The organism is Microbacterium hydrothermale, assembly GCF_004854025.1.
Classification (GTDB): domain Bacteria; phylum Actinomycetota; class Actinomycetes; order Actinomycetales; family Microbacteriaceae; genus Microbacterium; species Microbacterium hydrothermale.
The window spans coordinates 328,154-351,846 of sequence record NZ_STGM01000001.1 but is presented as its reverse complement, the minus strand read 5'-3'; the positions used below and the strand labels follow the sequence as shown (position 1 = coordinate 351,846).

At 70.9% G+C, this 23,693-nt stretch carries 26 protein-coding genes and 2 tRNA genes; 14 read left to right on the top strand and 14 right to left on the bottom strand.

The features are described from left to right. The first annotated feature begins 146 nt into the window (after positions 1-146). From pepN to FB047_RS01665, 5 genes are all read left to right on the top strand, one after another. A complete protein-coding gene (pepN, locus tag FB047_RS01685; RefSeq protein WP_136585498.1) occupies positions 147-2,696 on the top strand; it encodes an aminopeptidase N in 2,550 nt (849 codons plus the stop codon). 130 nt (positions 2,697-2,826) lie between these two features. Further along, positions 2,827-3,738: an ABC transporter ATP-binding protein gene (locus FB047_RS01680; protein ID WP_136585497.1), complete on the top strand. Its 912-nt coding sequence runs from the start codon at positions 2,827-2,829 to the stop codon at positions 3,736-3,738. Next, positions 3,735-4,532: an ABC transporter permease subunit gene (locus FB047_RS01675; RefSeq protein WP_136585496.1), complete on the top strand. Its 798-nt coding sequence runs from the start codon at positions 3,735-3,737 to the stop codon at positions 4,530-4,532. Before FB047_RS01680 ends, FB047_RS01675 begins: the two co-directional genes overlap by 4 nt. 87 nt (positions 4,533-4,619) lie before the next feature. Then, positions 4,620-5,861: a mechanosensitive ion channel family protein gene (locus FB047_RS01670; RefSeq protein WP_136585495.1), complete on the top strand. Its 1,242-nt coding sequence runs from the start codon at positions 4,620-4,622 to the stop codon at positions 5,859-5,861. Continuing rightward, positions 5,858-6,307, top strand: coding sequence for a globin (locus FB047_RS01665; protein ID WP_136585494.1), 450 nt, complete (start codon positions 5,858-5,860; stop codon positions 6,305-6,307). Before FB047_RS01670 ends, FB047_RS01665 begins: the two co-directional genes overlap by 4 nt. A gap of 33 nt (positions 6,308-6,340) precedes the next feature. On the opposite strand, the gene FB047_RS01660 is transcribed toward FB047_RS01665, so the two are convergent. Both FB047_RS01660 and FB047_RS01655 read right to left on the bottom strand, forming a co-directional pair. Beyond that, a complete protein-coding gene (locus FB047_RS01660; RefSeq protein ID WP_136585493.1) occupies positions 6,341-7,177 on the bottom strand; it encodes a cation-transporting ATPase in 837 nt (278 codons plus the stop codon). Positions 7,178-7,348: 171 nt separating this feature from the next. Further along, complete coding sequence (locus FB047_RS01655; RefSeq protein WP_136585492.1) at positions 7,349-8,017, bottom strand: DUF8185 domain-containing protein; 669 nt, start codon at positions 8,015-8,017, stop codon at positions 7,349-7,351. Positions 8,018-8,072: 55 nt separating this feature from the next. Between FB047_RS01655 and FB047_RS01650 the strand changes: the two genes are divergently transcribed. Further along, positions 8,073-8,942 carry an acyl-CoA thioesterase gene (locus tag FB047_RS01650; RefSeq protein ID WP_205822570.1) on the top strand — a complete coding sequence of 290 codons (870 nt, stop codon included), beginning with the start codon at positions 8,073-8,075 and terminating at the stop codon, positions 8,940-8,942. 107 nt (positions 8,943-9,049) lie between these two features. Here FB047_RS01650 and FB047_RS01645 read toward each other — a convergent pair whose 3' ends face one another. From FB047_RS01645 to FB047_RS01625, 4 genes are all read right to left on the bottom strand, one after another. Continuing rightward, entirely contained in the window at positions 9,050-9,589 is a 540-nt protein-coding gene (locus tag FB047_RS01645; protein ID WP_136585491.1) for an acyl-CoA thioesterase, read from the bottom strand. After that, a complete protein-coding gene (gene ettA, locus FB047_RS01640) occupies positions 9,582-11,261 on the bottom strand; it encodes an energy-dependent translational throttle protein EttA (RefSeq protein WP_076675917.1) in 1,680 nt (559 codons plus the stop codon). Before ettA ends, FB047_RS01645 begins: the two co-directional genes overlap by 8 nt. Positions 11,262-11,364: 103 nt before the next feature. Further along, positions 11,365-11,871, bottom strand: coding sequence for a DUF6993 domain-containing protein (locus FB047_RS17045; RefSeq protein WP_205822568.1), 507 nt, complete (start codon positions 11,869-11,871; stop codon positions 11,365-11,367). Positions 11,872-12,080: 209 nt separating this feature from the next. Continuing rightward, positions 12,081-12,653, bottom strand: coding sequence for a single-stranded DNA-binding protein (locus tag FB047_RS01625; protein WP_167494116.1), 573 nt, complete (start codon positions 12,651-12,653; stop codon positions 12,081-12,083). Between the two features lie 204 nt (positions 12,654-12,857). On the opposite strand from FB047_RS01625, the gene FB047_RS01620 reads away from it, so the two are divergent. Beyond that, a complete protein-coding gene (locus tag FB047_RS01620; RefSeq protein WP_136585487.1) occupies positions 12,858-13,115 on the top strand; it encodes a hypothetical protein in 258 nt (85 codons plus the stop codon). A gap of 52 nt (positions 13,116-13,167) precedes the next feature. On the opposite strand, the gene yczR is transcribed toward FB047_RS01620, so the two are convergent. Next, the gene (yczR, locus tag FB047_RS01615) at positions 13,168-14,586 is read right to left on the bottom strand and encodes a MocR-like transcription factor YczR (protein WP_136585486.1); all 1,419 of its coding nucleotides are present in this window, start codon (positions 14,584-14,586) and stop codon (positions 13,168-13,170) included. A 61-nt stretch (positions 14,587-14,647) separates the two neighbouring features. Between yczR and yczE the strand changes: the two genes are divergently transcribed. Continuing rightward, complete coding sequence (yczE, locus tag FB047_RS01610) at positions 14,648-15,256, top strand: membrane protein YczE (RefSeq protein WP_136585485.1); 609 nt, start codon at positions 14,648-14,650, stop codon at positions 15,254-15,256. 107 nt (positions 15,257-15,363) lie between these two features. Here the strand turns inward: yczE and FB047_RS01605 are convergent, their stop codons facing one another. Beyond that, a complete protein-coding gene (locus FB047_RS01605) occupies positions 15,364-15,573 on the bottom strand; it encodes a methyltransferase (protein WP_136585484.1) in 210 nt (69 codons plus the stop codon). Between the two features lie 104 nt (positions 15,574-15,677). Here FB047_RS01605 and FB047_RS01600 point away from each other — a divergent pair. The 6 genes from FB047_RS01600 (at position 15,678) to FB047_RS01575 (ending at position 17,827) form a co-directional block, all read left to right on the top strand. Next, positions 15,678-15,753, top strand: a tRNA-Arg gene (locus FB047_RS01600). A 35-nt stretch (positions 15,754-15,788) separates the two neighbouring features. Then, positions 15,789-16,415, top strand: coding sequence for an oligoribonuclease (gene orn, locus FB047_RS01595; protein WP_136585483.1), 627 nt, complete (start codon positions 15,789-15,791; stop codon positions 16,413-16,415). 36 nt (positions 16,416-16,451) lie between these two features. Next, positions 16,452-16,527, top strand: a tRNA-His gene (locus tag FB047_RS01590). A 168-nt stretch (positions 16,528-16,695) separates the two neighbouring features. Then, a complete protein-coding gene (locus tag FB047_RS17155; protein WP_136585848.1) occupies positions 16,696-17,043 on the top strand; it encodes a metallopeptidase family protein in 348 nt (115 codons plus the stop codon). Further along, positions 17,034-17,348 (top strand): ATP-dependent Clp protease adapter ClpS, encoded by a 315-nt coding sequence (gene clpS / locus FB047_RS17150; protein WP_136585482.1) that lies wholly within the window; start codon positions 17,034-17,036, stop codon positions 17,346-17,348. The genes FB047_RS17155 and clpS overlap by 10 nt, the downstream gene beginning before the upstream one ends. Then, the gene (locus FB047_RS01575; protein WP_240752453.1) at positions 17,345-17,827 is read left to right on the top strand and encodes a DUF2017 family protein; all 483 of its coding nucleotides are present in this window, start codon (positions 17,345-17,347) and stop codon (positions 17,825-17,827) included. Before clpS ends, FB047_RS01575 begins: the two co-directional genes overlap by 4 nt. 49 nt (positions 17,828-17,876) lie before the next feature. On the opposite strand, the gene FB047_RS01570 is transcribed toward FB047_RS01575, so the two are convergent. The 6 genes from FB047_RS01570 to gatC all read right to left on the bottom strand — a co-directional run bounded on the left by FB047_RS01570 (position 17,877) and on the right by gatC (position 23,670). After that, entirely contained in the window at positions 17,877-18,470 is a 594-nt protein-coding gene (locus tag FB047_RS01570) for a nucleoside/nucleotide kinase family protein (RefSeq protein ID WP_136585480.1), read from the bottom strand. After that, positions 18,445-18,765: a hypothetical protein gene (locus FB047_RS01565; RefSeq protein ID WP_076675934.1), complete on the bottom strand. Its 321-nt coding sequence runs from the start codon at positions 18,763-18,765 to the stop codon at positions 18,445-18,447. Before FB047_RS01565 ends, FB047_RS01570 begins: the two co-directional genes overlap by 26 nt. Before the next feature lie 64 nt (positions 18,766-18,829). Then, positions 18,830-20,086, bottom strand: a complete 1,257-nt coding sequence (locus tag FB047_RS01560; RefSeq protein ID WP_136585479.1) for a DNA polymerase IV — start codon at positions 20,084-20,086, stop codon at positions 18,830-18,832. A 253-nt stretch (positions 20,087-20,339) separates the two neighbouring features. Then, positions 20,340-21,854 (bottom strand): Asp-tRNA(Asn)/Glu-tRNA(Gln) amidotransferase subunit GatB, encoded by a 1,515-nt coding sequence (gatB, locus tag FB047_RS01555; protein WP_136585478.1) that lies wholly within the window; start codon positions 21,852-21,854, stop codon positions 20,340-20,342. Then, a complete protein-coding gene (gatA, locus tag FB047_RS01550) occupies positions 21,854-23,374 on the bottom strand; it encodes an Asp-tRNA(Asn)/Glu-tRNA(Gln) amidotransferase subunit GatA (protein ID WP_136585477.1) in 1,521 nt (506 codons plus the stop codon). Before gatA ends, gatB begins: the two co-directional genes overlap by 1 nt. Beyond that, positions 23,371-23,670, bottom strand: a complete 300-nt coding sequence (gene gatC / locus FB047_RS01545; RefSeq protein ID WP_056230955.1) for an Asp-tRNA(Asn)/Glu-tRNA(Gln) amidotransferase subunit GatC — start codon at positions 23,668-23,670, stop codon at positions 23,371-23,373. The genes gatA and gatC overlap by 4 nt, the downstream gene beginning before the upstream one ends. Positions 23,671-23,693 lie beyond the last annotated feature (23 nt).

Here is a 23,693-nt window from a genome sequence, read left to right as displayed (position 1 = left end):
CATCTTCGCACTTGCCCGCACAGCCCGGACGGGGGGTATCTCGACACTAGGCTTATGTGGTTGTCGTCGTCGCCGACGGCGTCCGTCGTCACCCACGCCGGCGCGTCATCCGCGACGATCCCACCCTCATCCCCGGGAGAACGCCAGTGCCAGGAGAGAACCTGACCCGCATCGAGGCGCAGGAGCGCCGCGCGATCGTCGACACGCACGAGTACCACGTGCAGCTCGACCTGACCCGCGGAGACGAGGTGTTCTCCTCGCGCACCACGGTGACCTTCGCCGCGACCGAGGGCGCGTCGACCTTCATCGACCTCATCGCCCGCGAGGTGCACGCGGTCACGCTGAACGGTCGCTCGCTCGATCCCGCGACCGTCTTCGCCGACTCGCGCATCGCGCTCGACGGACTCGAGGCCACCAACGAACTCGTCGTCGAAGCCGATTGCGAGTACACCAACACCGGTGAGGGCCTGCACCGCTTCGTCGACCCCGTCGACGGCGAGGTCTACCTCTACTCGCAGTTCGAGGTGCCCGACTCGCGTCGCATGTACACGGTGTTCGAGCAGCCCGACCTCAAGGCCGCGTTCACCTTCTCGGTGACGGCTCCCGCGCGCTGGAAGGTCGTGTCCAACTCCCCCACGCCCGAGCCCGTCGCCCTCGACGGCGACGTCGCGCGCTGGGACTTCCCCGCGACCCCGCGCATCTCGTCGTACATCACGGCGCTGGTCGCCGGCCCCTACGAGGCCACCTACAGCGAGCTCACGAGCGCCGACGGCCGCGTCATCCCCCTCGGCGTCTTCGCGCGCAAGAGCCTGTGGCAGTACCTGGACGCCGACTACGTGTTCGAGAAGACCCGCCAGGGCTTCGCCTACTTCGAGGAGAAGTTCGGCTTCCCCTACCCCTTCGCCAAGTACGACCAGCTCTTCGTGCCCGAGTTCAATGCGGGCGCCATGGAGAACGCGGGTGCGGTCACCTTCACCGAGACCTACGTCTTCCGCTCCAAGGTGACGGATGCCGTGAAGGAGCGCCGCGTCGTCACGATCCTGCACGAGCTCGCCCACATGTGGTTCGGCGACCTCGTCACGATGAAGTGGTGGAACGACCTCTGGCTCAACGAGTCGTTCGCCGAGTGGGCGTCGACCATCGCCACGGCCGAGGCCACGGAGTGGGAGGCCGCCTGGACGACCTTCAACGCGATGGAGAAGACCTGGGCGTACCGCCAGGACCAGCTCCCCTCGACGCACCCCGTCGTCGCCGAGATCAACGACCTCGAAGACGTGCAGGTCAACTTCGACGGCATCACCTACGCCAAGGGCGGATCGGTCCTCAAGCAGCTCGCGGCCTGGGTCGGCATCGAGCAGTTCTTCGCGGGAGTCGCGGCCTACTTCCAGAAGCACCAGTGGTCGAACACCGAGGTGGGCGACCTGCTCACGGAGCTCGAGACCACGAGCGGACGCGACCTCGGCGACTGGGCGAAGAAGTGGCTCGAGACCGCGGGAGTGAACACCCTCACCCCGCTCATCGAAGAGGGTGCCGACGGCACCATCTCGCGCTTCGCCATCGTGCAGACCGCCCCGAGCGACTACCCCACGATCCGTCCGCACCGCCTCGGCATCGGCTTCTACTCGCTGAACGACGCCGGAGCGCTCGAGCGCGTGCACCACGTCGAGCTCGACGTCGACGGCGACCGCACCGAGGTCGCCGAACTGCGCGGCATCCGTCGTCCCGACCTCGTCCTGCTCAACGACGACGACCTCGCCTACGCGAAGATCCGTCTCGACGAGCGCTCGCTCGCGACGGCGATCGCCCACCTCAAGGACATCTCCGACCCGCTCGCGCGCTCGCTCGTGTGGGGCGCGGCCTGGGACCAGACGCGGGATGCCGAGGCCTCGGCCACCGATTACCTCGACCTCGTGCTGCGCAACATCGGCTCCGAGACCGAGTCGACCACGGTGCGCACGACGCTCGCGCAGCTGCAGCAGGCGGCGAACTCCTATGTCGCGCCGGCGACCCGCGACGCGGCACGCGCCCGCGTGGCCGACGGACTGTGGGAGCTCGCGCAGGCGGCCGAGGCCGGCAGCGACAGCCAGCTGCAGTTCGTCACGGCGTTCGCGTCGGCGGCTTCCACCCCGGCGCACGCCGAGACGGTGAAGGCCCTGCGCGACGGCTCGACGACCCTCGAGGGACTCGAGATCGACACCGACCTGTCGTGGCAGCTGCTCGTCTCGCTCGCCGCGGCGGGAGCGGTCACCTCCGCCGACATCGACGCGGCGCGCGCGGCCGACAACACGGCCAAGGGCGGCGAGTTCGCCGCGATGGCGAAGGCGTCGCTGCCCTCGCACGAGGCCAAGCAGCAGGCGTGGGACTCGCTCATCGAGCGTTCCGATGCCCCCAACACGATCGTGCGTTCGACCGCCGCCGGGTTCACCAACCCGACCACGGTCGACGTGCTCGCCGATTTCGTCGAGCCGTACTTCGCGATGCTGCTGCCGATCTGGGAGTCGCGCAGCTACCAGATCGCCCAGTACCTGATCGTGGGTCTGTACCCCGCCGCGCTGGCGAACACGGCGCTGCGCGACGCGACGCGCCAGTGGCTCTCGCAGCACGCCGACGCCGCCCCTGCGCTGCGCCGCCTCGTCGGTGAGAACCTCGCCGGCGTCGAGCGCGCCCTGGCCGTGCAGGAGCGCGACGCCGCCTGATCGGCATCCCCTGTCGAATGCCCTCTCCTCCGGGAGGGGGCATTCGTCGTCTCGGGGATCATCCGTGCGGCGACGCGGGTCATCCTCTCGGCGGACGCGGTGCGCGGGGGTGCCTTCGTAGCGTGGAGGCATGATCGTTGCAGACAACCTCACCAAGCGATACGGCGACAAGACCGCCGTCGACGGCGTGTCGTTCACCGTCGCCCCGGGCCGCGTGACGGGCTTCCTCGGCCCGAACGGCGCCGGCAAGTCCACCACGATGCGCATGATCGTGGGTCTCGACCGGCCGACCGCCGGGCGGGTCACCGTCGGAGGGCAGGACTACCGGCAGCTGCGCTCGCCCCTCACCGAGGTCGGCGTGCTGCTGGATGCCAAGGCCGTGCACACCGGACGCTCGGCGCGCGATCACCTGCGCGCCATGGCGGCGACGCACGGCATCGGTCGCCGGCGGGTCGACGAGGTGATCGAGCTCACCGGGATCGGCTCCGTCGCGGGCAAGCGCGCGGGCGGCTTCTCGCTCGGTATGGGACAGCGGCTGGGCATCGCCGCGGCCTTGCTGGGCGACCCGCACACCCTCATCCTCGACGAGCCCGTCAACGGCCTCGACCCCGAGGGCGTGCGCTGGGTGCGGCAGTTCGTGCGGCACCTCGCCGCCGAGGGCCGGACGGTCCTGCTGTCGAGCCACCTCATGAGCGAGATGTCGCAGACCGCGGACCACGTGATCGTGCTCGGGCGCGGCCGGGTGCTCGCCGATGCGCCGCTCCCCGAGCTCGTCCGCACCTGGACCACGACGACGCTCCTCGTCCGCTCACCGCGATTGAGCGAGCTCGTCGCCGCCCTGGAGATCCCGGATGCCACCGTCTCGGCCGTCGAGCCGGGTGCGGCGCAGATCACCGGGATCACGCCGCAGTCGGTCGGCGACATCGCCGCCGCCCACGGCATCCCCCTCTACGAACTCAGCCCGCGCGTCGGCTCCCTCGAGGACGCCTACCTCGCCCTCACCGACGACGCCGTCGAGTACAAGACCAAGGAGATCGCATGACCACGCTCGCCGGCCCCCGTCGGGCCACGCACACCACGGCGCACCGCCTCAGCTTCCCCCACCTGCTGCGCAGCGAGGCCATCAAGGTGCTCACCCTGCGTTCGACCTGGTGGTCGCTCGGGGTCACCGCGGCCATGTCCGTCGGCATGTCGCTGCTCATCGCCCTGGCGACCAGCGGCATGGGCGGGGGGATGGCGCCGACGAACGTCATCCTCGCCCCCACGCAGTTCACGATGCTCGTCGCGGGGATCCTCGGCGCCATCGTCGTGACCGGCGAGTACTCCACCGGCATGATCCGCTCCACCCTCACCGCCGAACCGCGCCGCGGAGCCGTGCTGCTGGCGAAGGCGCTGGTCGTCGCGGTGGCCATGATGCTCACCGCGGTCGTCATCTACGCCGTCGCGATCGTGCTCACCTCGCCGTTCACGAGCACGGGGATCGACTGGGCGTCTCCCCTCGACTCGTTCGTGCCGCTCGCGCTCGGCGCGCTGTCGATGGCCTGCTTCACGCTGATGGGCGTCGGCTTCGGCTTCCTGCTGCGCAGCGGCGCGGGGGCGATCGCCGTCACGGTGGGCGTGCTGTTCGTCCTGCCCATCGTGCTGAGCCTCTTCTCGATCGCGGGTCCGGAGTGGATGTGGATCGTGGAATCGGCGAAGTACCTTCCCGTCAACGCGGCGGGGGCCCTGACGCAGCCCGGCGGCGAGGACCTCCTCGAGCCCGCTCTCACGCTGGCGGGGTGGGTCGTCGGTCCGCTCGCCCTCGGGTGGCTCGCGCTGCGCTCGCGCGACGCCTGACCCCTCTTCCGCACGGACCCCGTCCCGATCGGACGGATGCCTCGACGCTCAGCCGGCGCCGAGGCATCCGTCGTTAGTCTGAATCCGATGTTCGTTCTCGCCGAAAATCCCTCCCCCAGTCCGTCTCCCACGATCACCTCGCCCTCGGACCTTGCCAACCTCGACACCTGGACGTGGATCGGCGGCCGGCTGCTCGACTTCGGCGGCGTGCTCCTGCAGATCCTCGGGATCGTCGTCGGCGTCGCTGTCGCCGCGTGGATCCTGCGCCTGGTGATCCGCCGCGTCGTCGACCGCATCGTCAACGGCGCGAAGGTCAAGGCGCGCGTCGACGACACGCAGGCCCTGGACCGCTCGCCGCTGAGCGCGGTGCGCCTCGTGCAGCGCACCCGCACGCTCGGCACGATCCTGCAGAACATCGTCAACGTGGTGCTCGTGATCGTCGCTCTGGTGTGGATCGCGGGCATCGTGGCGCCGGATGCCCTGGCGTCCCTGACGCTGCTCACCGCCGCGATCGGCGCGGGCCTCGGCTTCGGCGCGCAGAACATCGTCAAAGACGTGCTCAACGGCATCTTCATCGTCGCCGAGGATCAGATCGGCATCGGCGACGTCGTCGACCTCGGACTCGCGACCGGCATCGTCGAGTTCGTCAGCGTGCGCATCACCCACGTGCGCGATGTGAACGGCACGCTCTGGTACGTCCGCAACGGCGAGATCACCCGCATCGGCAACATGTCGCAGGGGTGGTCGCGCGTGATCATCGACCTGGCCGTGCCGGTCGACGCCGACATCGACGATGTCGAGAAGGCGATGCTGAACGCGGCGAAGGCCATGGCGAAAGAGACGAAGTGGCGCTCGCGCATCATCGAGCAGCCCGAGATCTGGGGCCTCGAGTCCATCAGCGGCGACGCCCTCGTCATCCGCCTCGTGATGAAGACGCGCTCGAGCGCGAAGGACGACGTCGCGCGCGAGCTGCGCGCCCGTCTCAAGCGCGCGATCGACGCGATGGGCATCGCCCTGCCGCAGCTGAACTCGATCATGCTCACCGGCCCGGAGGGGGCGCAGAGCGTGCGCGGCGCGCACCCGCCCAAGACGAAGGAGACGCAGATCCCCGCGGGCGCGGACCGCCCCCGGTGGCGGCCGCGTGGCCGCAAGGTCGAGGTCGTCGAGACCGTCGAGGACCGCACCTCCGACACCGCGGCGCCCGTCACGAAGAAGGCCGTCCGCGACGACACGCCGACCGCCGTCGTCAACCTCCCCGACGCCCCGGGCGCCGATCAGCCCAAACCCACCCCGCCGGCGGTCCGCGCAGACGAGAAGGACACCCCGTGAGCGAGCCCGTCAGCTTCTACGACCAGGTCGGGGGCATGGACACCTTCCGTCGCCTGGTGGATGCGTTCTACCGCGGCGTCGCCTCCGACGAGGTGCTCAAGCCGATGTACCCCGAAGAAGACCTCGGTCCCGCCGCCGAGCGGTTGACCCTCTTCCTCGCGCAGTACTGGGGCGGTCCGACCACCTACGGCGAGACCCGCGGCCACCCGCGCCTGCGCATGCGGCACATGCCGTTCCACGTCGACCCCGACGCGCGCGACCGCTGGCTGCGTCACATGCGCGCGGCGGTCGACGAGATCGCGCTGCCTCCCGCCTTCGAGGCGCCGCTCTGGGACTACGTCGAACGCGCCGCGTACGCCATGGTCAACACCTTCGAACCGCGCGGGATCGGCCCGCAGCAGAACGGTCGCCCCGACACGGGGCTCCCGGTCCGCGCGAGCGACTGAGCGCGCCCGGGCCCGCGGAGCCCCGTCCCCCGGTCAGCGTCCGAGGAAGTCGCCGAACCCCGGGATGTCGAGGTTCGACAGGCTCTCGCTGAAGCCGCTGAGCTGCTCTCCCGCTCCGGCCACGGCATCCTGGGCTCCCCCCGCCCACTCCCCGACGCCGGTGCCCTCGGCGAGCGACGCGAGGTCGACTCCGGATGCCATCGCCTCGAGGTCGACGCCCTCGGCCAGCCCCGCGAAGTCGACGCCGGACTGCATCGCCTGAGCGAGTAGGGGGGCGGCGACCGCACTGACGATCGCGCCGCCCGCAACCGCCGCGAGCAGACCGCCGGCACCGACGACGCCCGCGCCGATCAGCCCACCCTTCCCGGCCTTCGCGAGCAGCGACGACATGCGACCCGGCCGCGCCGCCTCCGCCCGCGCCGCGGTGCGCGCGAGGTCGTCGGGCGCGTCGGACCGGGGCCGCTCGTGGGGCGAGAGCTCGGCATCCATCCGCTCCCGCACGTGCGTGCGCTGGGTCGGGGTGAGACGCGCGAACGCCTCGCGGTGCATCTGCTCGACGCGGTCGGGGTCGGCGGTGCGCAGCAGGTAGTCGTACCGGGCGATCGCGGCGCGGTCGTCGGGCGAGAGCGTCTCGCCGGCCGCCCCCGCGCGCGGGGGCGCGTATCGGCTCCGGGCGTCGGGGCCGGACACGGGCACGGGCGATGCGTCGGCGCGGCGGTCGCCGGTCACCGCGTCGGCGGCGGAGCGCACCACGTCACGCCAATCGCGACCCCCGCCGGCCGCGGGGCGCGACGCGGATCCAGACGACGACGACGACGCTTTGTCGACGGCCTTCGACGCGAGATCGAACAGACGGGAGAACGAGACCATGGGAGAACCTCTCGACGGGCGGCACGCTGCCGCGACGTCAAGGTCTCCTCCGCCCCAACGGGGCCGACGCACCCGGAGGCCAACGGTGGCCTCGTGATGACGGATGCATCGCGATGGGAGTACTCCCCTTGCTGAGACCAGAGTAGGGGCGGCTCCTTTGCGTCGGCTGAATCAGCTCCCCGTCGACCGCACCGCGGTCAGTCCGGAGCGCACCGGTCCGCGCACGAGCACGTGGCCGCGCGCGAGACTGACCCGCGTCCAGGCCCCGCTGCGGCGGACGGGCGCCTGCTCCTCCCCGGCGATGAACCCGAGGGCGAAGGCGGCGAAGGCGACGCCGAGGGGAAGACCGGCAAGGGCCTCGTCGGGCTGACCCCACACCTGCGCGCGGACCACGCGTACGACGTCCTCCCCGGCGTCGGCGGGCAGGGCGTCGGCGACCGCCGCGACCCCGTACTGAGCCCGGGATGCCAGGACGGCGGCGTCGACGGCATCCGTCTGCTCCCATCCGCCCTGCGGCGGCGAGATGCCGGCCCACGCGGGCGAGGTCGCCGTGTCGGGCAGGATGACGGCGTTCGCGTCGTCGGGAGCGGCGAGGAGCGCGGCCGCCTCGACGACGAGGTCGCACTCCAATTCGGGGTCGATCGCCGAGGCGCGCAGACCGAGCACGGTGGGCGTGCTGTCCATCAGGCCGCGTGGGGCCAGGGGCGCGGCGGTGGTGACGAGGACGCCGTCACGGGCGCGCAGACGCACGGTTCCGTCGCCGAGACGGATCGTGCGGCCGGCGAAGGTGAGCAGGTCGGCTGCCGCCTGCGGGTCGGGGAACAACAGGCGGGCGGACACCCGCTCTAAACTAGCAAGTGGTGCGCCCCTCGCCGCGCCAGGAACGGGAGTCAGCGTGACCGACGCCATCGATCCCGTGGCGTCGCTGCTCGCGGTCCTCGACCTCCGCGATGCCGGCGCCCGGACCACCGAAGACATCTTCACCGGCGTATCGCAGGCCATGCCGACCGGCCGCGTCTACGGCGGGCAGGTGCTCGCGCAGACGATCGTCGCCGCCTCGCGCACCCTTCCCCCCGAGCGCACCGTGCACTCGATGCACGGGTACTTCCTGCGTCCCGGCGACCCCGCCGACGGGATCACGTTCTCGGTTGACCGCATCCACGACGGCCGGTCGTTCTCGACCCGTCGCACGCAGGCGTTCCAGTCGGGTGTGCCGATCTTCTCGATGATCGCGTCGTTCCAAGACGAGGACCCGGGGCTGGAGCACTTCGAGCCCATGCCCGAGGGCGTCCCGGCGCCCGAGGACGTCGCCCCGGTCGACGTCGAGGCGCTGCACCCGATCAGTCGGCGCATGCTCTCGGCGAGCCCCGTCGACGTGCGGCATGTGAGCTCCCCCGTCTACGCCTCCGTCGAGGGCCCGCACGTCCCGCAACAGGCGGTGTGGATGAAGCTGCGCCGGCCCATCGGCGACGATCCCGCGGTGCACCGCGCGGCCCTGGCCTACCTGAGCGACCTCACGATCCAGGAGACGATCCTGCGCGCGCACGGGGTCGCCTGGAACGCTCCCGGCCTGCGCGTCGCGAGCCTGGATCACGCGATGTGGTGGCACCGCCCCGGACGCGTCGACGACTGGCTGCTCTACGTGCAGGAGTCGCCGAACGCCCGCGGCGGCCGCGGCCTGTCGACGGGCCGCGTGTACACGCGCTCGGGGGTGCTCCTCGCGAGCGTCGCCCAGGAGGTCATGGTGCGCGTTCCGCGCGACTGACCTCGGGCGGGATGCTGTGAGAGCGAACGCGCGGGAGCGGCGGTGAATCCGCTCCGGTGCGGTCACGAGCCCGGTGGGTGGCCTGACCGACCGGAAGCCCGCGGAGCTCAGCCCTTGGTGGAGCGACGACGGTAGACGATCGGGTCGCCGACGTACGGCGCCCATGCGGAGCGCTCGGTCTCGCTCCAGCGGATCGGCCGACCGCTCGCGGTGTCGACGAGCACGACGACCGCGGTGGCGCGCGCGTACAGCACCTGGTCGGCGTCGCCGAGCGGGCTGTACACCTCGAAGCAGATGTCGGCGCTCGAGCCGCCCATCGCTCCGATCCACATGCGCACGTCGAGGGGGCGCTGACTGTAGGGAACGGGCCGCAGGTACTCGATCTCCTGCCGGGCGATGAGGGTCGCCCGCTCTCCTCCGCTCTCGAGCACGCTCATGTCGAACACCGCCGTCGGCAGGGCCTCGCCCTCGTCGTCACTGCGCCAGAACGCGCGCAGTCGGGCCTCTTCGAGCAGCTTGAGCATCGAGGTGTTGTTCACGTGCCCGAGGGCGTCGAGGTCGCCCCACCGCAGCGGGATGGGCACGTGAAGCCGCTCGGGCCCCGCGGTCGCGGGGCCCGAGACGGGGAGGGCGTCTGCGTCAGTCACGCGTCAGCTTGCGGTACGTCGAGCGCGACGGGTTGGCGGCATCCGCACCCAGGCGTTCGATCTTGTTCGCCTCGTAGGCTTCGAAGTTGCCCTCGAACCAATGCCACTGGTCGGGGTGCTCCTCGGTGCCCTCGTAGGCCAGGATGTGCGTGGCGATGCGGTCGAGGAACCACCGGTCGTGGGTGATGACCACGGCGCAACCGGGGAACTCGAGCAACGCGTTCTCGAGCGAGCTCAGGGTCTCGACGTCGAGGTCGTTGGTCGGCTCGTCGAGGAGGAGCAGGTTGCCGCCCTCTTTCAGCGTGAGCGCGAGGTTGAGGCGGTTGCGCTCACCGCCGGAGAGCACGCCGGCCTTCTTCTGCTGGTCGGGGCCCTTGAAGCCGAACTTCGACACGTAGGCGCGCGAGGGGATCTCGGTCTTGCCGACCGTGATGATGTCGAGCCCGTCGGACACGACCTCCCACAGCGTCTTCTCGGGGTCGATGTTCGCGCGCGACTGGTCGACATAGCTGATCTTGACGGTCTCGCCGATCTTCAGCGTGCCGCCGTCGAGGGGCTCGAGGCCGACGATCGTCTTGAAGAGCGTCGTCTTTCCCACACCGTTCGGGCCGATGACGCCGACGATGCCGTTGGGAGGCAGGTTGAAGCTGAGGTTGCTGATGAGCGAGCGGTCGCCGAAGCTCTTCTCGAGCTTCTTCGCGTCGATGACGATGCTGCCCAGTCGCGGACCCGCGGGGATCTGGATCTCGTCGAAGTCCAACTTGCGCGTGCGCTCCGCCTCGGCCGCCATCTCCTCATAGCGGGCCAGACGTGCCTTCGACTTGACCTGGCGTCCCTTGGCGTTCGAGCGCACCCACTCGAGCTCGTCCTTCAGACGCTTGGCGAGCTTGGCGTCCTTCTTGCCCTGGACGTCGAGGCGCTGCGCCTTCTTGTCGAGGTAGGTCGAGTAGTTGCCCTCGTACGGGTAGAGGTGACCGCGGTCGACCTCGGCGATCCACTCCGCGACGTTGTCGAGGAAGTACCGGTCGTGGGTGATGGCGATGACGGCACCCTTGTAGGCCTTCAGGTGCTGCTCGAGCCAGAGCACGCTCTCGGCGTCGAGGTGGTTGGTGGGCTCGTCGAGCAGCAGGAGGTCGGGCTTCTGCAGCAGCAGCTTGGCCAGGGCGACGCGGCGTCGCTCACCACCGGAGAGCGGGACGACCGAGGCGTCGGCGGGGGGCGTGCGCAGCGCGTCCATCGCCTGCTCGAGCTGGGAGTCGAGGTCCCAGCCGTCGGCCGCGTCGATCTCCTCCTGAAGGGTGCCCATCTCGGCCAGCAGCGCGTCGAAGTCGGCGTCGGGGTCGGCCATGAGTGCGGAGATCTCGTTGAAGCGGTCGAGCTTCGGCTTGATCGCGACACCGTCCTGGATGTTCTCCAGCACGGTCTTGCTGTCGTCGAGCTCGGGCTCCTGCATGAGGATGCCCACGGTGAAGCCGGGGCTGAGCCGCGCCTCGCCGTTGGACGGGGTGTCGAGGCCGGCCATGATCTTCAGGATCGTGGACTTTCCCGCACCGTTCGGGCCGACCATGCCGATCTTGGCGCCGGGGAGGAACGACATCGTGACGTCGTCGAGGATGAGCTTTTCGCCGACAGCCTTGCGGGCACGGACCATGGAGTAGATGTATTCGGCCATAACCGTTCCAGTCTAGGGGCGTCGACCCGACGAGCCGACGTGCTCGCGCAGCCGCGTCCGCGGCGGCCTCCGGTCGGGCTCCGCCTGTCGGCGCCCGCGACGACTACCAGTCGATCGCCCGCGTCTGTCCGATGAGGCATCCGCCGGCGGACAGGCCGGGGAGGACGGCGGTCACGGGGTCTCCGATCGAGGGGCCGACCTGCCCCACGAGGCACTGGTCTCCGATCCGGACGGCGAACTCGATGCTCTCCGCGGCGTTCCCGATCGTGGACTGGTCCGCGGTCACCTGCATGGCGGCCTTGTCGAAGCCCGCCGCCGCCAGCGCGTCGATGTACGCGCGGCCGGACACGGGGTTCGGCCCTGTCCACACCGCCGCGACGGTCTGCGTGAACAGCGGGAGACGCTGGGAGGCCTCGCTCGTCGCCGACGGCGCCGGAGTGGGCGACGCCGTCGCGTCCGGCGACGCTGTCGCCGCATCGCCCCCCGGTGTCGCCGCGGGCGTCACGGTCGGCGTGCTCGGCTGCGGCGTCGAGCCGCCGGTGCAGCCCGCGAGGCCGAGTGCGGCCACGAGGGTCAGGGCGGCGAGGGATCGTCCGAGAAGGCGAGACACGTCCCGAGTCTACGGATCCTCTCGACCAGCCCTCCGCCACGCCGTCCGCCTACCCGCTCTCCTCGATCCCTGCACTCGCCCCGTCCACGAGGCCTTTGACCCAGCCTCCCGCGCGGCTCCCCGCCAGGACCCCGCCACCCAGCCCTCTCCGGGGGCCGCGGGGTTGCGCCGATTCACCCGCTACGCGGGCGGATCTCTCGTGCGGGTGATCAGAACGGCGTCACCTCGGCGACCTGCTCGTCGGTGATCTGTCCCGCGAGTCGGCCGCCGGCCTCGATCGGCTCGGGGCCGGCTTCTCCCCCGTTCCGCTCCGCACCGAGGGCCTCGAGGGATGCACCCGGCAGGCTCCACCCCTCGGAGTCGGTCGCCGAGGTCCCCGGAGAACCGGCGGCGATCGGCGGTGCGGAGACCGCCGGCGCGGACGCTCTGTCTGCGCGTGCGAAGCTCGACACGCCCCATCGCAGGTCGTGTCCGATCGCATCCGCCACGACGTCGGCGCTCACGCCGCGCTTCGTCTCGGTCTCCCATTCGCGCAGGCGCAGGCGTCCGCTGAGGATCACGCGCTGTCCCTTGCGGAGGGAGCGCAGCGCGTGCACCCCCAACTCGCCGAAGACGGAGACGCCGTAGAAGTTCGTGTGGGCGTCGACCCACTCGTTCTTCTCGCGGTCGAAGCGCCTCTCGCCGACGGCGAGGCGGAATGCGGCGATCACGCCGCCGCCGCGGTTGGTGCGCTCCTCGAGCTCGCCGACGATGTTGCCGACCAGGGTGATGTGATCGCTCATGATGTTGTCCTCTCGACGTGGGTGATGCTCCGGCATCCGTGTGCCCGACGGATGCCGGAGCCACGCTCAGATTCGCCCGAGACGCCACCGGTTCGCCGGCCCGTTTCGCCAATCCGTGGACGGATCGAGCGGATGGCGCCCTGGGGAGGACGCGTTCTCGGCGGTGCCCGAAGCGATGTCGGAGGTCGGTCGTACCGTGTGCGCATGAGCACTGCACTGTGGAACGACCTCGCACCGGCACCGCGCTCGGCCGGGTGGGGAGCGGCGACGCACGTCGCCGCCGGTCTGTGGCGCATCGCCGATCCGCGCGGCATCGTCGTCGGTCACATTCGCGCGGTCGCGGCGGAGGGTGGGTGGCGCTACACGGCCGAGCGCTTCCACACGGCTTCGGGCGGGTTCCGTCGGCTCGGGGAGTTCTGGTCCTCCCACGAGGCCGTCGAGTGCTTGCGCTACGGCCGCTAAGGTCGCGGTGCCGCAGAGCTCGGGGCATCCGTGCACCCCGTTGATGGTCGCGTCATACGACGGTGGCGAAGTCCTCTCTCGTCGCCGCCGCACGCCCGCCTCGGACGTCGTCCCACGCGGCGCGCAGTATGTCGACGGCGCGCTCGAGCGTGGCCGGAGGCGCGGTGAACGGGACCCTCAGCCGACGATCGTGTCCTCCCTCGACCGCGAAGCGCGATCCGGCCGAGAGGGCAAGTCCGCGAGAGCGTGCGCTCATGACCAGGGGCGTGCTGAGGGGTTCGCCGATGCCGACCCACACCGACACGCCGCCGTCGACCTCCGGGACGTCCCAGTCCGGGAACGCGCTCGTGAGCGCGGCGCGCACGGTGTCGCGTCCCGCGCGCAGCAGATCCCCCCGCTGGCGCGCGATCTCCTCGAGCCGCGGGACGAGTCGGGTCGCGATCGCCTGTTCGAGTTCGGGGGTGCCGAGATCGTGCACGGGTCGTCCGCTCGCGAGTCGCCGCACGATGTCGGGGGCCGCGCGCACCCAGCCCACGCGCAGACCGCCCCACACGGTCTTGCCCAGAGAGGCGACCCGGATGATGCGGTCGTCGTCCGGGAAGGGCGCGGCCCCTCCGGAGCGGTCGATGTCGAGCTGCGCGGTGGTCTCGTCGAGCACGAGCAGGGTGCCGGCGCTGCGGGCGCCCGCGAGGAAAGCCTCCGCCTCGACGGCGCTCATGGTCCGTCCCGTCGGATTGTGGAAGTCGGGCATCAGGTATGCCAGGGAGGGCAGGGCTCGCGCGAAGCTCTGCTCGGCACGCTCGAGGTCCCACCCGTCGTCCGAGTCCACCGGAACGCCGATGAGGCGCGCCCCGACGCGACGGAACGCGTCCGCGGCGTGCGGGTAGGTCGGGGTCTCGAGCAGCACCCGGTCCGCGCGCCCGAGCAGCACCGAGGCGATCAGGTGGATCGCGCTCTGCGCCCCGGTCGTGACGAGGATCTGATCCGGGGAGGTGACGAGGCCGCGGTGGCTGTAGTGGTCGGCGATCGCCGCGCGCAGTGCCGGGTCGCCCACCACGTCGTAACCGATCCGGGCGACCAGCGCCGGGGCCTGGGCCGCGGCCTCGGCGATGACCGCGGGCAGACCCGGCCAGGCGGCGGGGCTGGCCTGCTGCAGGTCGATGTCGTCGGCGTCCGCGTCGAGGCGGCCGGGGTCACTGCGGCGCAACGGCAGGGTGACGCTCCCACTGCCCCGCAGGCTCTCGATGTGCCCCGTCTCGCGCAGGCTGCGATACGCGGCGGCCACGGTCGTGCGGCTCAACGAGAGGGCGGCCGCGAGTTCGCGTTCGGCGGGGAGAGCCGTCGACGGGGCGAGCCGGTTGTCGAGGCACAGCAGGCGCACGCCGTCGGCGAGGGCCTCGTAGGCGGGCCCACTCCCCCGCCATCCACCAAGGGCCGCCGCGAGGGCGCGAGCCGAGATGCGCGAATCCATGCGGCCACCGTACTCGAATTGGCATCTACAGGTGTAGCCAATCGCGTGATTGGATCGCAGCATGCTCTCGCGCTTCACCCGCCTCCTGATCGGACTCGTTCTTTACGGCATCGGCTGCGCCGTCACCGTCGCAGCCGGCCTCGGCGTCGACCCGTGGACGGTCTTCGCGCAGGGCGTCTCGCGAGTGACGGGCGTGGGGATCGGGTGGGTGACGAACATCATCGGCCTCGGCGTGCTCCTGCTATGGATCCCCCTGCGTCAGAAGCCCGGCGTCGGCACGATCGCCAACATCCTGCTCGTGGGCACGAGCCTCCAACTCGCGCTGGGCGTGCTGCCTCACCCCGACGTCCTCTGGGCGCAGGCCCTGATGCTCGTCGTTGGCGTCGTGCTCGTGGCCGTGGCATCCGGTCTCTACATCGGTGCGAACTTCGGACCCGGCCCCCGCGACGGACTGATGACCGGCCTGCACGGCCGCTTCGGGTGGCCCATCTGGGCGTCGCGACTGGGCGTCGAGGGGTCCGTGCTCGTCCTGGGGTGGCTGCTCGGCGGCACGGTGGGCATCGGCACCGTGGTGTTCGCACTGGGCATCGGACCGCTCGTGCACGTCGCGATGCCCCTGCTCGCGACCCCTCGACCCGCCCCGCGGTCTCGCCGCGTGGCACGCGTCTGACGCCGAGCCGGGTTCACCGCTTCCCTCCCCGGGCACGGGAGCGGGCCGGACACGCCGACGCGCCGCCCGCGTGCTCGTCTCGCGGACGGGGCGTCGGCTCGCGGGGATCAGTGCTCCCTAAACTCCGGACGGTCGCTGCCCGGCTTCAGATGGGCGTGCAGGGCGTTCTTCGCGATCTCCATCGAGGGGTAGACCCCGAGCCGCTCGTCCTTGCCCGCCATGTGCACGCTGTAGCCTTCGGCATCCTTCTGGATCTTGCCGACGACCCCCACGGGGCCGTACGCCACCCAGAGGCGTCGTGTCGCGGTGTCTGACATGAGTGCTCCTTTGCTCTCGTTCGCCCGGGAGGCTACGCCCGTCTCCGTCGCGGCGCCAGGGGCTGGTGCGGGCGCGCGGGCGCGACCGATATCCTGGAAAGCGACCCCCAGTAGCTCAGTGGATAGAGCAGCGGCCTTCTAATCCGCCGGTCACACGTTCGAATCGTGTCTGGGGGACCAGATCCGGCGTCGTACCCGCTCAGTAGGATGTGGGGATGGTAAACGCCTCCGAGAACGACCGGCTCGTCTGGATCGACTGCGAGATGACCGGGCTCGACCTCGCGGTCGACGAACTCGTCGAGATCGCCGTCGTCATCACCGATTTCGAGCTGAACGTGCTCGACCCCGGATTCCAGATCGTCATCAAGCCCGACGACTCCGCCCTGGCCAACATGGGAGAGTTCGTCACCGAGATGCATCGGTCCTCCGGCCTCCTCGACGAGATCCCCCACGGCGTGTCTCTCGCGGATGCCGAGTTCCAGACGCTCGAGTACATCCAGCGCTTCGCCCCGGTCGAGGGCAAGGCGCCGCTCGCCGGCAACACCATCGGCACCGACCGCATGTTCCTCGCGAAGTACATGCCGCGCGTCGACCGCTGGCTGCACTACCGCAACGTCGACGTGTCGAGCATCAAGGAGCTGTCCCGCCGCTGGTACCCCCGCGCCTACTTCCAGGCCCCCGCGAAGAACGGTGGCCACCGCGCTCTCGCCGACATCCGCGAGTCGATCCGCGAGCTCGCGTACTACCGCGCCGCCGTGTTCGTGCCGCAGCCGGGTCCCACGAGCGACGAGGCCAAGGCCGTGTCGGCGTCGGCCGTGTCGTCGTTCGGTCTCGACGTGTGACATAATCTTTCAGTTGTCTTCTTCCGAAGGCACATGGTGGCTATAGCTCAGTTGGTAGAGCACCGCGTTGTGGTCGCGGGGGTCGCGGGTTCAAGTCCCGTTAGCCACCCCAGTCCACAGAAGCCCGGCCGGTATCGAGCCGGGCTTCCGTGTTTCCGGATGCCGCCTCCGCCACGGCCGTAGAATCTCAGGGCGGCTTTCGACCGCGCGGATCCGGCATCCGTCCCTCGCTTCGCCCCCGGGAGGCCACGTGAACGACGACATCGCGTCGCGTCCGGCGATGGTCATGGACGCCGACGCCTTCGAGCAGCTCGTCGTCGACGAACTCGACCGCCTCCCCGACGACATGGTCGAGGGTCTCGACAACGTCGTGTTCGTCGTGGAGGACCGTCCCGACGACGGATCGCTCGATCTGCTGGGCCTGTACGACGGATGGGCGCTCACCGAGCGCGATCGGTACGGGGTCGGCGAACTGCCCGATCGCATCATCGTCTACCGCGAATCGCACCTGGCCGCCTGCGCCGACGAGGACGAGCTCCGCGACGAGATCCACACGACGCTCGTGCACGAGATCGCCCACTTCTACGGCATCGACGACGACCGTCTTCACGAGCTGGGGTGGGCGTGATTTCCGGCCTCGCCTCCCCGGACATCGACGCCGACGTCGATCAGGAGCACGATCTCTCCGCGCGGCCGCCGTCGTCGTGGCAGACCGTGGTGTGGAACGACCCGGTCAACCTCATGAGCTACGTCACGCACGTGTTCCGCACCTACTTCGGCTTCGACGCGCCGACCGCGCACCGCCTCATGCTCGCGGTGCACCACGACGGGCACGCGGTCGTGGCGCGCGGCCCGCGCGAGGTCATGGAAGCCCACACGCAGGCCATGCACGATTTCGGGCTGTGGGCCACCGTCAGAAAGGACCCCTCGTGAGCGAGCGGATCGTCGTGCTCGAGATCAGTGGTCTCGAAGCCCTCCATCTCGCGGGGATTGTCGGTCAGTTCCGCGACCTCCTCGCGGACTCGCGCACCGGCGACGATCCCGCCGTCTCCCGGCTCATGCCCGACGCCTATCCCGACGATCAGGCGGCGAGCCGCGAGTTCCGCCGCCTCACCGGGGGCGACCTCATCGAGCGTCGTTCCCAGGATGCCGCGACGGTGCTGCAGACGCTCGGAGCAGACGGCGGGGAGCCGACGCCGGAGGGCGATCCGGATGCCACGATCGCCGTCGCGCTCGGCGAGAATGAGGCCCTGGCGTGGATGCGGACGCTGTCGGCTGTGCGCCTCGTGCTCGCGACGCGCCTCGGCATCCAGACCGACGACGACCACCGGCCGGACGACCCGCGCTTCGGCGTCTACGACTGGATCGGCTACCGCCTCGACGGCCTCATGGCCGCGCTCGATCGCTCCTGAGCCGCCGCTCCGGAGTCGCCCCGGCAGGCGCTGACCGCAGTCGGCGTCCTCAGGGCACGCGCACGCGCAGGTCGGCGCGTTCCGCGGGGCTGTGCCGATCGATGTGGACGTCTTCCTGCCGCGCCCAGCGCTGCCAGTGCGGGCGATAGGTGTCTCCGTCGCGCGCCAGTGCGCGATCCCGTCGCGAGGCGGAGGGGGACTCCACCCACACCGACACGTCGGCCAGTCGCGCGATGTCGGGGGTGAGGATCCCCGCCCCCTCGACGACGAGCGGCAGCGACGGATCGACCGCGTAGGCCTCGGCGCGCGCCCCGGCGTCCCAGTCCCAGCGCTCCCATACCCCGAGGAGTCCGCGCGCGTGCGGGAGGAGGATCGTCTCTCGGGCGTACTCCACGCCCGCCGCGAGACCGTCCCACCCGGGGTACACGTCGTCGAGCGCGACGAGCTGCACGCGCCCTCGCCCCGGCCACGCCGAGACGAGGCGCCGCGCGAGCGAGCTCTTGCCCGCTCCGCTGCGACCATCGACGACGACGGCGGGGTTCGCGGCACCGACCGCGACGATGCGCGCCGTGACCGCGGCCACGGCCGCCGTCAGAGCGTCGTCGATCGGGTCGGGATTACTTCTTGAGGGCGCGGATGACACGGCTGAGCGCGCGACCGGCGACCCACACGAAGGGGATGCCGACGGCCAGCAGCGACACGAGGTTCGGGTCGAAGCGCAGGTCGTCGCCGCGGCGGATGTAGGCGCCGAGCGGGAGGGTGTATCCACCGCCGCCGCCGCCCCCGTTGCCCTGCTCGTCCGAGCCGCCGCCGTAGCCGGCCCAGGTGAGCGCGACGGGGACGATGCGCACGCCGTCGACGTCCTGCTGCTCGCCGTACGCGGAGGTGACGCCGAAGCTGGTGGCCTGCTTGCCGAGTTCCAATGCGATGTTGGGCATGTCCCCCACCGTAGCCGCCCGCGCGGCCGCGCCGCACGGGCGTTGCGCGCGGCGGACGAGCGTGTCAGTGGTCGTACGACGGACGGGGATTGGTGGGCAGCGCTTCCCCGCCGCGGGAGGGGCCCAGCAGCGACCCGCGCGTGACCGCGCCGCGGCCGAAGCGGGCGGCTGCGCCGTCGAGGGCGCCCTCCACGCGGCGCCATTCCGCGTCGTCGTCCCACAGGGTGGCGGCCATCGCGGCGGGCTTCAACTTCTCTCCGCGGACCCCCACGAGTCGCACGGCCTGACGCCGATCGATCGAGTCGAACAGCTCGATCGCCGCGTCGCCGATGCGCTGTCCGACCGACGTCGGCTCCGGCAGTGTCCGGGAGCGACTGAGCGTGGTGAAGTCGGAGAAGCGCACTTTGATCGAGATGGTGGCGGCCTCGTACTGCTGCGTGCGCAGGCGCGCGCCGACACGGTCGGCGAGGCGCCGCAGTTCGACGTGCAGCGTCCGGGTGTCGGAGATGTCGGTGTGGAACGTCTCTTCGTGTCCGACGCTCTTCTCGGCCCGACCGGTGTGCACCTCTCGCGCGTCGATCCCCCGCGACAGATGCCAGATGCGCTCGCCCATCGCGGCCCCCAGCACCTGATCGAGGGCGTGGCGGGGGGTATCGAGGATGTCGGAGATGAGGCGGATGCCGCGGCTCTCGAGCGCCTCCGCCGCCTTCGGCCCCACCCCCCACAGGGCGCGCACGGACCTCGGCCGCAGGAACGCCTCGGTGTCGGCCGCCGCGACGACGAGCAGACCGTCGGGCTTGGAGATCGTGGAGGCCATCTTGGCGACGTGCTTCGTGGCGGCGACGCCGATGCTGCAGGTCAGCCCCGTCTCGGCCTTCACCCGCGCGCGCAGGTCGCGCGCGATCGTGCCCGGACTGCCCCACAGGCGCCGCGCCCCGCGGACGTCGAGGAAGGCCTCGTCGATCGAGAGGGGCTCGACCAGCGGCGTGACGTCGTGGAAGATCGCCATCACCTGGCGCGACATCTCGGTGTAGCGGTGATAAGGCGGGTTGACGACGATCGCCGTGGGACACAGCCGGAGGGCGATCGCGACCGGCATCGCGGATTTCACGCCGTACCGGCGCGCCTCGTACGACGCGCTCGAGACGACGCCGCGCCCCTCGGAGCCGCCGATGATGAGGGGCTTGCCCGCGAGCGAGGGATCGTCGAGCACGGCGACCGAGGCGAAGAACGCGTCCATGTCGACGTGCAGGATGCCCGTGCCCGTGTCGTCGGCGTCGGGGCGCGAGACGATGCGTCCCGTTCCATCACCGCGTCCCATGGCATCCATTCTCCCCCGGACCACCGACATCGGTCCCGCCCGGCGCCCGCCCCGTGCACACCCTCCGCGATTCGCACAACCTCAGCCCGGAATCCGCGAAACCCACGGACTCGGCGCAGATCACCGACTCTGTGCAGACCACCGACCCTGCGCAGACCACCGCCCGTTCGGACGGCCCGAGGGCACGTCCGCGAACGCACGGATGCCACGACCCCGCGCTCTCCGAGCGGTCGGGATCGTGGCATCCGGTGTCTTACTGGGCGGCGCGCTCCAGCACGAGCTCGCGCACGCGCGCGGCGTCGGCCTGGCCCTTCATGGCCTTCATGACCGCGCCGATGACCGCACCGGCGGCCTGCACCTTGCCGTCGCGGATCTTCGCGAGCACGTCGGGCTGGGCGGCCAGGGCGTCGTCGATCGCGGCGATGAGGGCCCCGTCGTCGGAGACGACGGCGAGCCCGCGGGCGTCGACGACCTCCTGCGGGGTGCCCTCGCCGGCGATGACGCCCTCGAGCACCTGACGGGCGAGCTTGTCGGTCAGGGTGCCGGCATCCACCAGCTTCTGCAGGGCGGCCACGTTCGCGGGCGACACCAGGTCGGCGGCGTCGCGCTCCTGCGCGTTGGCGACGCGCGTGATCTCGCCGGTCCACCACTTGCGGGCGGCCGCGGGAGCGGCACCGGCGGCGATCGTGTCGGCGACCGCGTCGAGCAGACCGCCGTTGGCGACGTCCTGGAACTCGAGGTCGGTGAAGCCCCACTCGGCCTTGAGTCGGCGCCGACGCGCGGCGGGCGGCTCGGGCAGGGCGGCGCGCAGTTCCTCGATCAGTGCGGGCGCGGGGACGACCGGCAGCAGGTCGGGCTCGGGGAAGTAGCGGTAGTCGTCGGCATCCGACTTGGGGCGACCGGGAGAGGTGCGCCCGGTGTCCTCGTGCCAGTGGCGCGTCTCCTGCGTGATCGTCCCGCCCTTGGCGAGGATCGCGGCCTGGCGCTGGATCTCGTACCGCACCGCCCGCTCGACCGAGCGCATCGAGTTGACGTTCTTCGTCTCAGTGCGGGTGCCGAGCTTCTCCTGGCCGCGGGGGCGCAGAGAGACGTTCGCGTCGCAGCGGAGGTTCCCGCGCTCGAGCTTGGCCTCCGAGATGCCGAGACCGCGCACGATGTCGCGGATCGTCGCGACGTACGCCTTCGCCAGCGCGGGAGCCGAGTGCTCCGCGCCGAAGATCGGCTTCGTGACGATCTCGACGAGCGGCACGCCCGCGCGGTTGTAGTCGACGAGCGAGTACTCGGCGCCCTGGATGCGACCGGTCGCCCCTCCCATGTGGGTGAGCTTTCCGGCATCCTCCTCCATGTGCGCGCGCTCGATCGGCACGGTGACGATCGTGCCGTCTTCGAGTTCGACCTCGACCGAGCCCTCGAAGGCGATCGGCTCGTCGTACTGCGAGATCTGGTAGTTCTTGCCGAGGTCGGGGTAGAAGTAGTTCTTCCGCGCGAACCGGCTCGACGGCGCGATCGAGCACCCGAGGGCAAGGCCCAGGCTGATCGACGAGCGGATCGCCTCGGCGTTCACCACCGGCAGGGCGCCGGGGAGGCCCATGTCGACCGGGGCGACGAGCGTGTTGGGCTCGGCGCCGTGGTTCGCCTCGTTGGCCGGGTTGGGGGCGGCCGAGAACATCTTGGTCGCGGTGTTGAGCTCGACGTGCACCTCGAAGCCGAGGACGGGCTCGAACATCTCGAGCGCCTCGTCGAAGTCCATGAGTGCGTCTTTGGCCATCAGAGGGACGCTCCGTTCGTGAGGGAAGGGGCTTTGTCGAGCAGCGGTCCGCCCCACTGGTCGAGGAGCAGCGCTTCGAGCGCCGCACCGACGCGGTACAGACGCGCGTCCTCGCGGGCGGGGGCGAGGAACTGGATGCCGACGGGCAGGCCGTCCTCCTCCGCCAGGCCGCTCGGCACCGAGATGCCGGGGACGCCGGCGAGGTTCGCCGGGATCGTGGTCACGTCGTTGAGGTACATCTGGAGCGGATCATCGAGCTTCTCGCCGAGGCGGAAGGCCGTGGTCGGCGCCGACGGCGTCGCGATCACGTCGACCTGGGCGAAGGCGGCGTCGAAGTCCTGCTGGATGAGGGTGCGCACCTTCTGGGCGCTGCCGTAGTAGGCGTCGTAATAGCCCGCCGACAGCGCGTAGGTGCCGAGGATGATGCGGCGCTTGACCTCGGGGCCGAAGCCGGCGTCGCGCGTGGTAGCCATCACGTTCTCGACCGTCGGGGTGCCCTGGGGCGTCACACGGAGCCCGAAGCGCACCGAGTCGAACTTCGCGAGGTTGCTCGATGCCTCGGCGGGGAGGATCAGATAGTACGCGGCAACGCCGTACTCGAAGTGGGGGGCGCTGATCTCGACGATCTCGGCGCCCTGCGCCTCCATGGCGGCCAGCGAGACGCGGAACGAGTCCGAGACGCCCTTCTGGAAGCCGCGGTCGTCGAGTTCGCGGATGACGCCGACCTTGAGGCCCTTCAAGACCTCGCCGGTCGCGCCCTCGCGGGCGGCGGCGGCGAACGACGGCCACGCGTCGGAGAGCGAGGTCGAATCGTTCGCGTCGTGCCCGCCGATGACGTCGTGCAGCAGCCCCGCATCGAGGACGGTGCGCGTGACGGGCCCCACCTGATCGAGGCTGGATGCCAGGGCGATCGCGCCGTAACGGCTCACGCCGCCGTACGTCGGCTTCACACCGACGGTGCCCGTGACGTGCGCCGGCTGACGGATCGACCCGCCCGTGTCGGAACCGAGGGCCAGCGGCGCCTCGAACGCGGCGACGGCCGCGGCCGACCCGCCGCCGGATCCGCCGGGGATGCGGTCGAGGTCCCAGGGGTTGCGCGTGGGGCCGTAGGCCGAGAACTCGGTGGAGGAGCCCATCGCGAACTCGTCCATGTTCGTCTTGCCGAGGGGTACGAGACCGGCGGCGCGCGAGCGCGCGACGACGGTCGCGTCGTAGGGCGACATGTACCCCTCGAGGATCTTCGATCCGCTCGTGGAGGGCATGTCGGTGGTCACGAGCACGTCCTTGACGGCGAGCGGGACGCCCGCGAGCTCGTGGAGCTGCTCGCCCGCCGCGCGACGGCGGTCGATGTCGGCGGCCACCTCGAGGGCGTGGTCGCTCACGTGCAGGAACGCGTGCACGTCGCCGTCGACGGCGGCGATGCGGTCGAGGTGCGCCTGCGTGGCCTCGACGCTCGACACCTCGGACGAAGCGAGCTTGGCGGCCAGGTCGGCCGCGGTCAGACGAGTGAGGTCGGTCACTGCTCTTCTCCCAGGATCGCGGTCACACGGAAACGGCCGTCGGCCTGGTCGGGAGCGTTCTGGAGCACCTGCTCGCGCGTGAGCTGCTGCTGCACGACGTCGGGGCGGAAGACGTTCTCGAGCGGGATCGGGTGGCTCGTCGCGACGACCTCGGGGGTCGCCACCTCGGACACCTTCGCGATGTTGTCGACGATGGCATCCAGTTGGCCGGTGAGGCTCTGGACCTCCTCGTCGCTCAACTGGATCCGGGCGAGCACACCGAGATGGCGCACGAGATCAGGAGTGATTTCAGACACCCCCCGAGTCTAGTTCGCGCGCG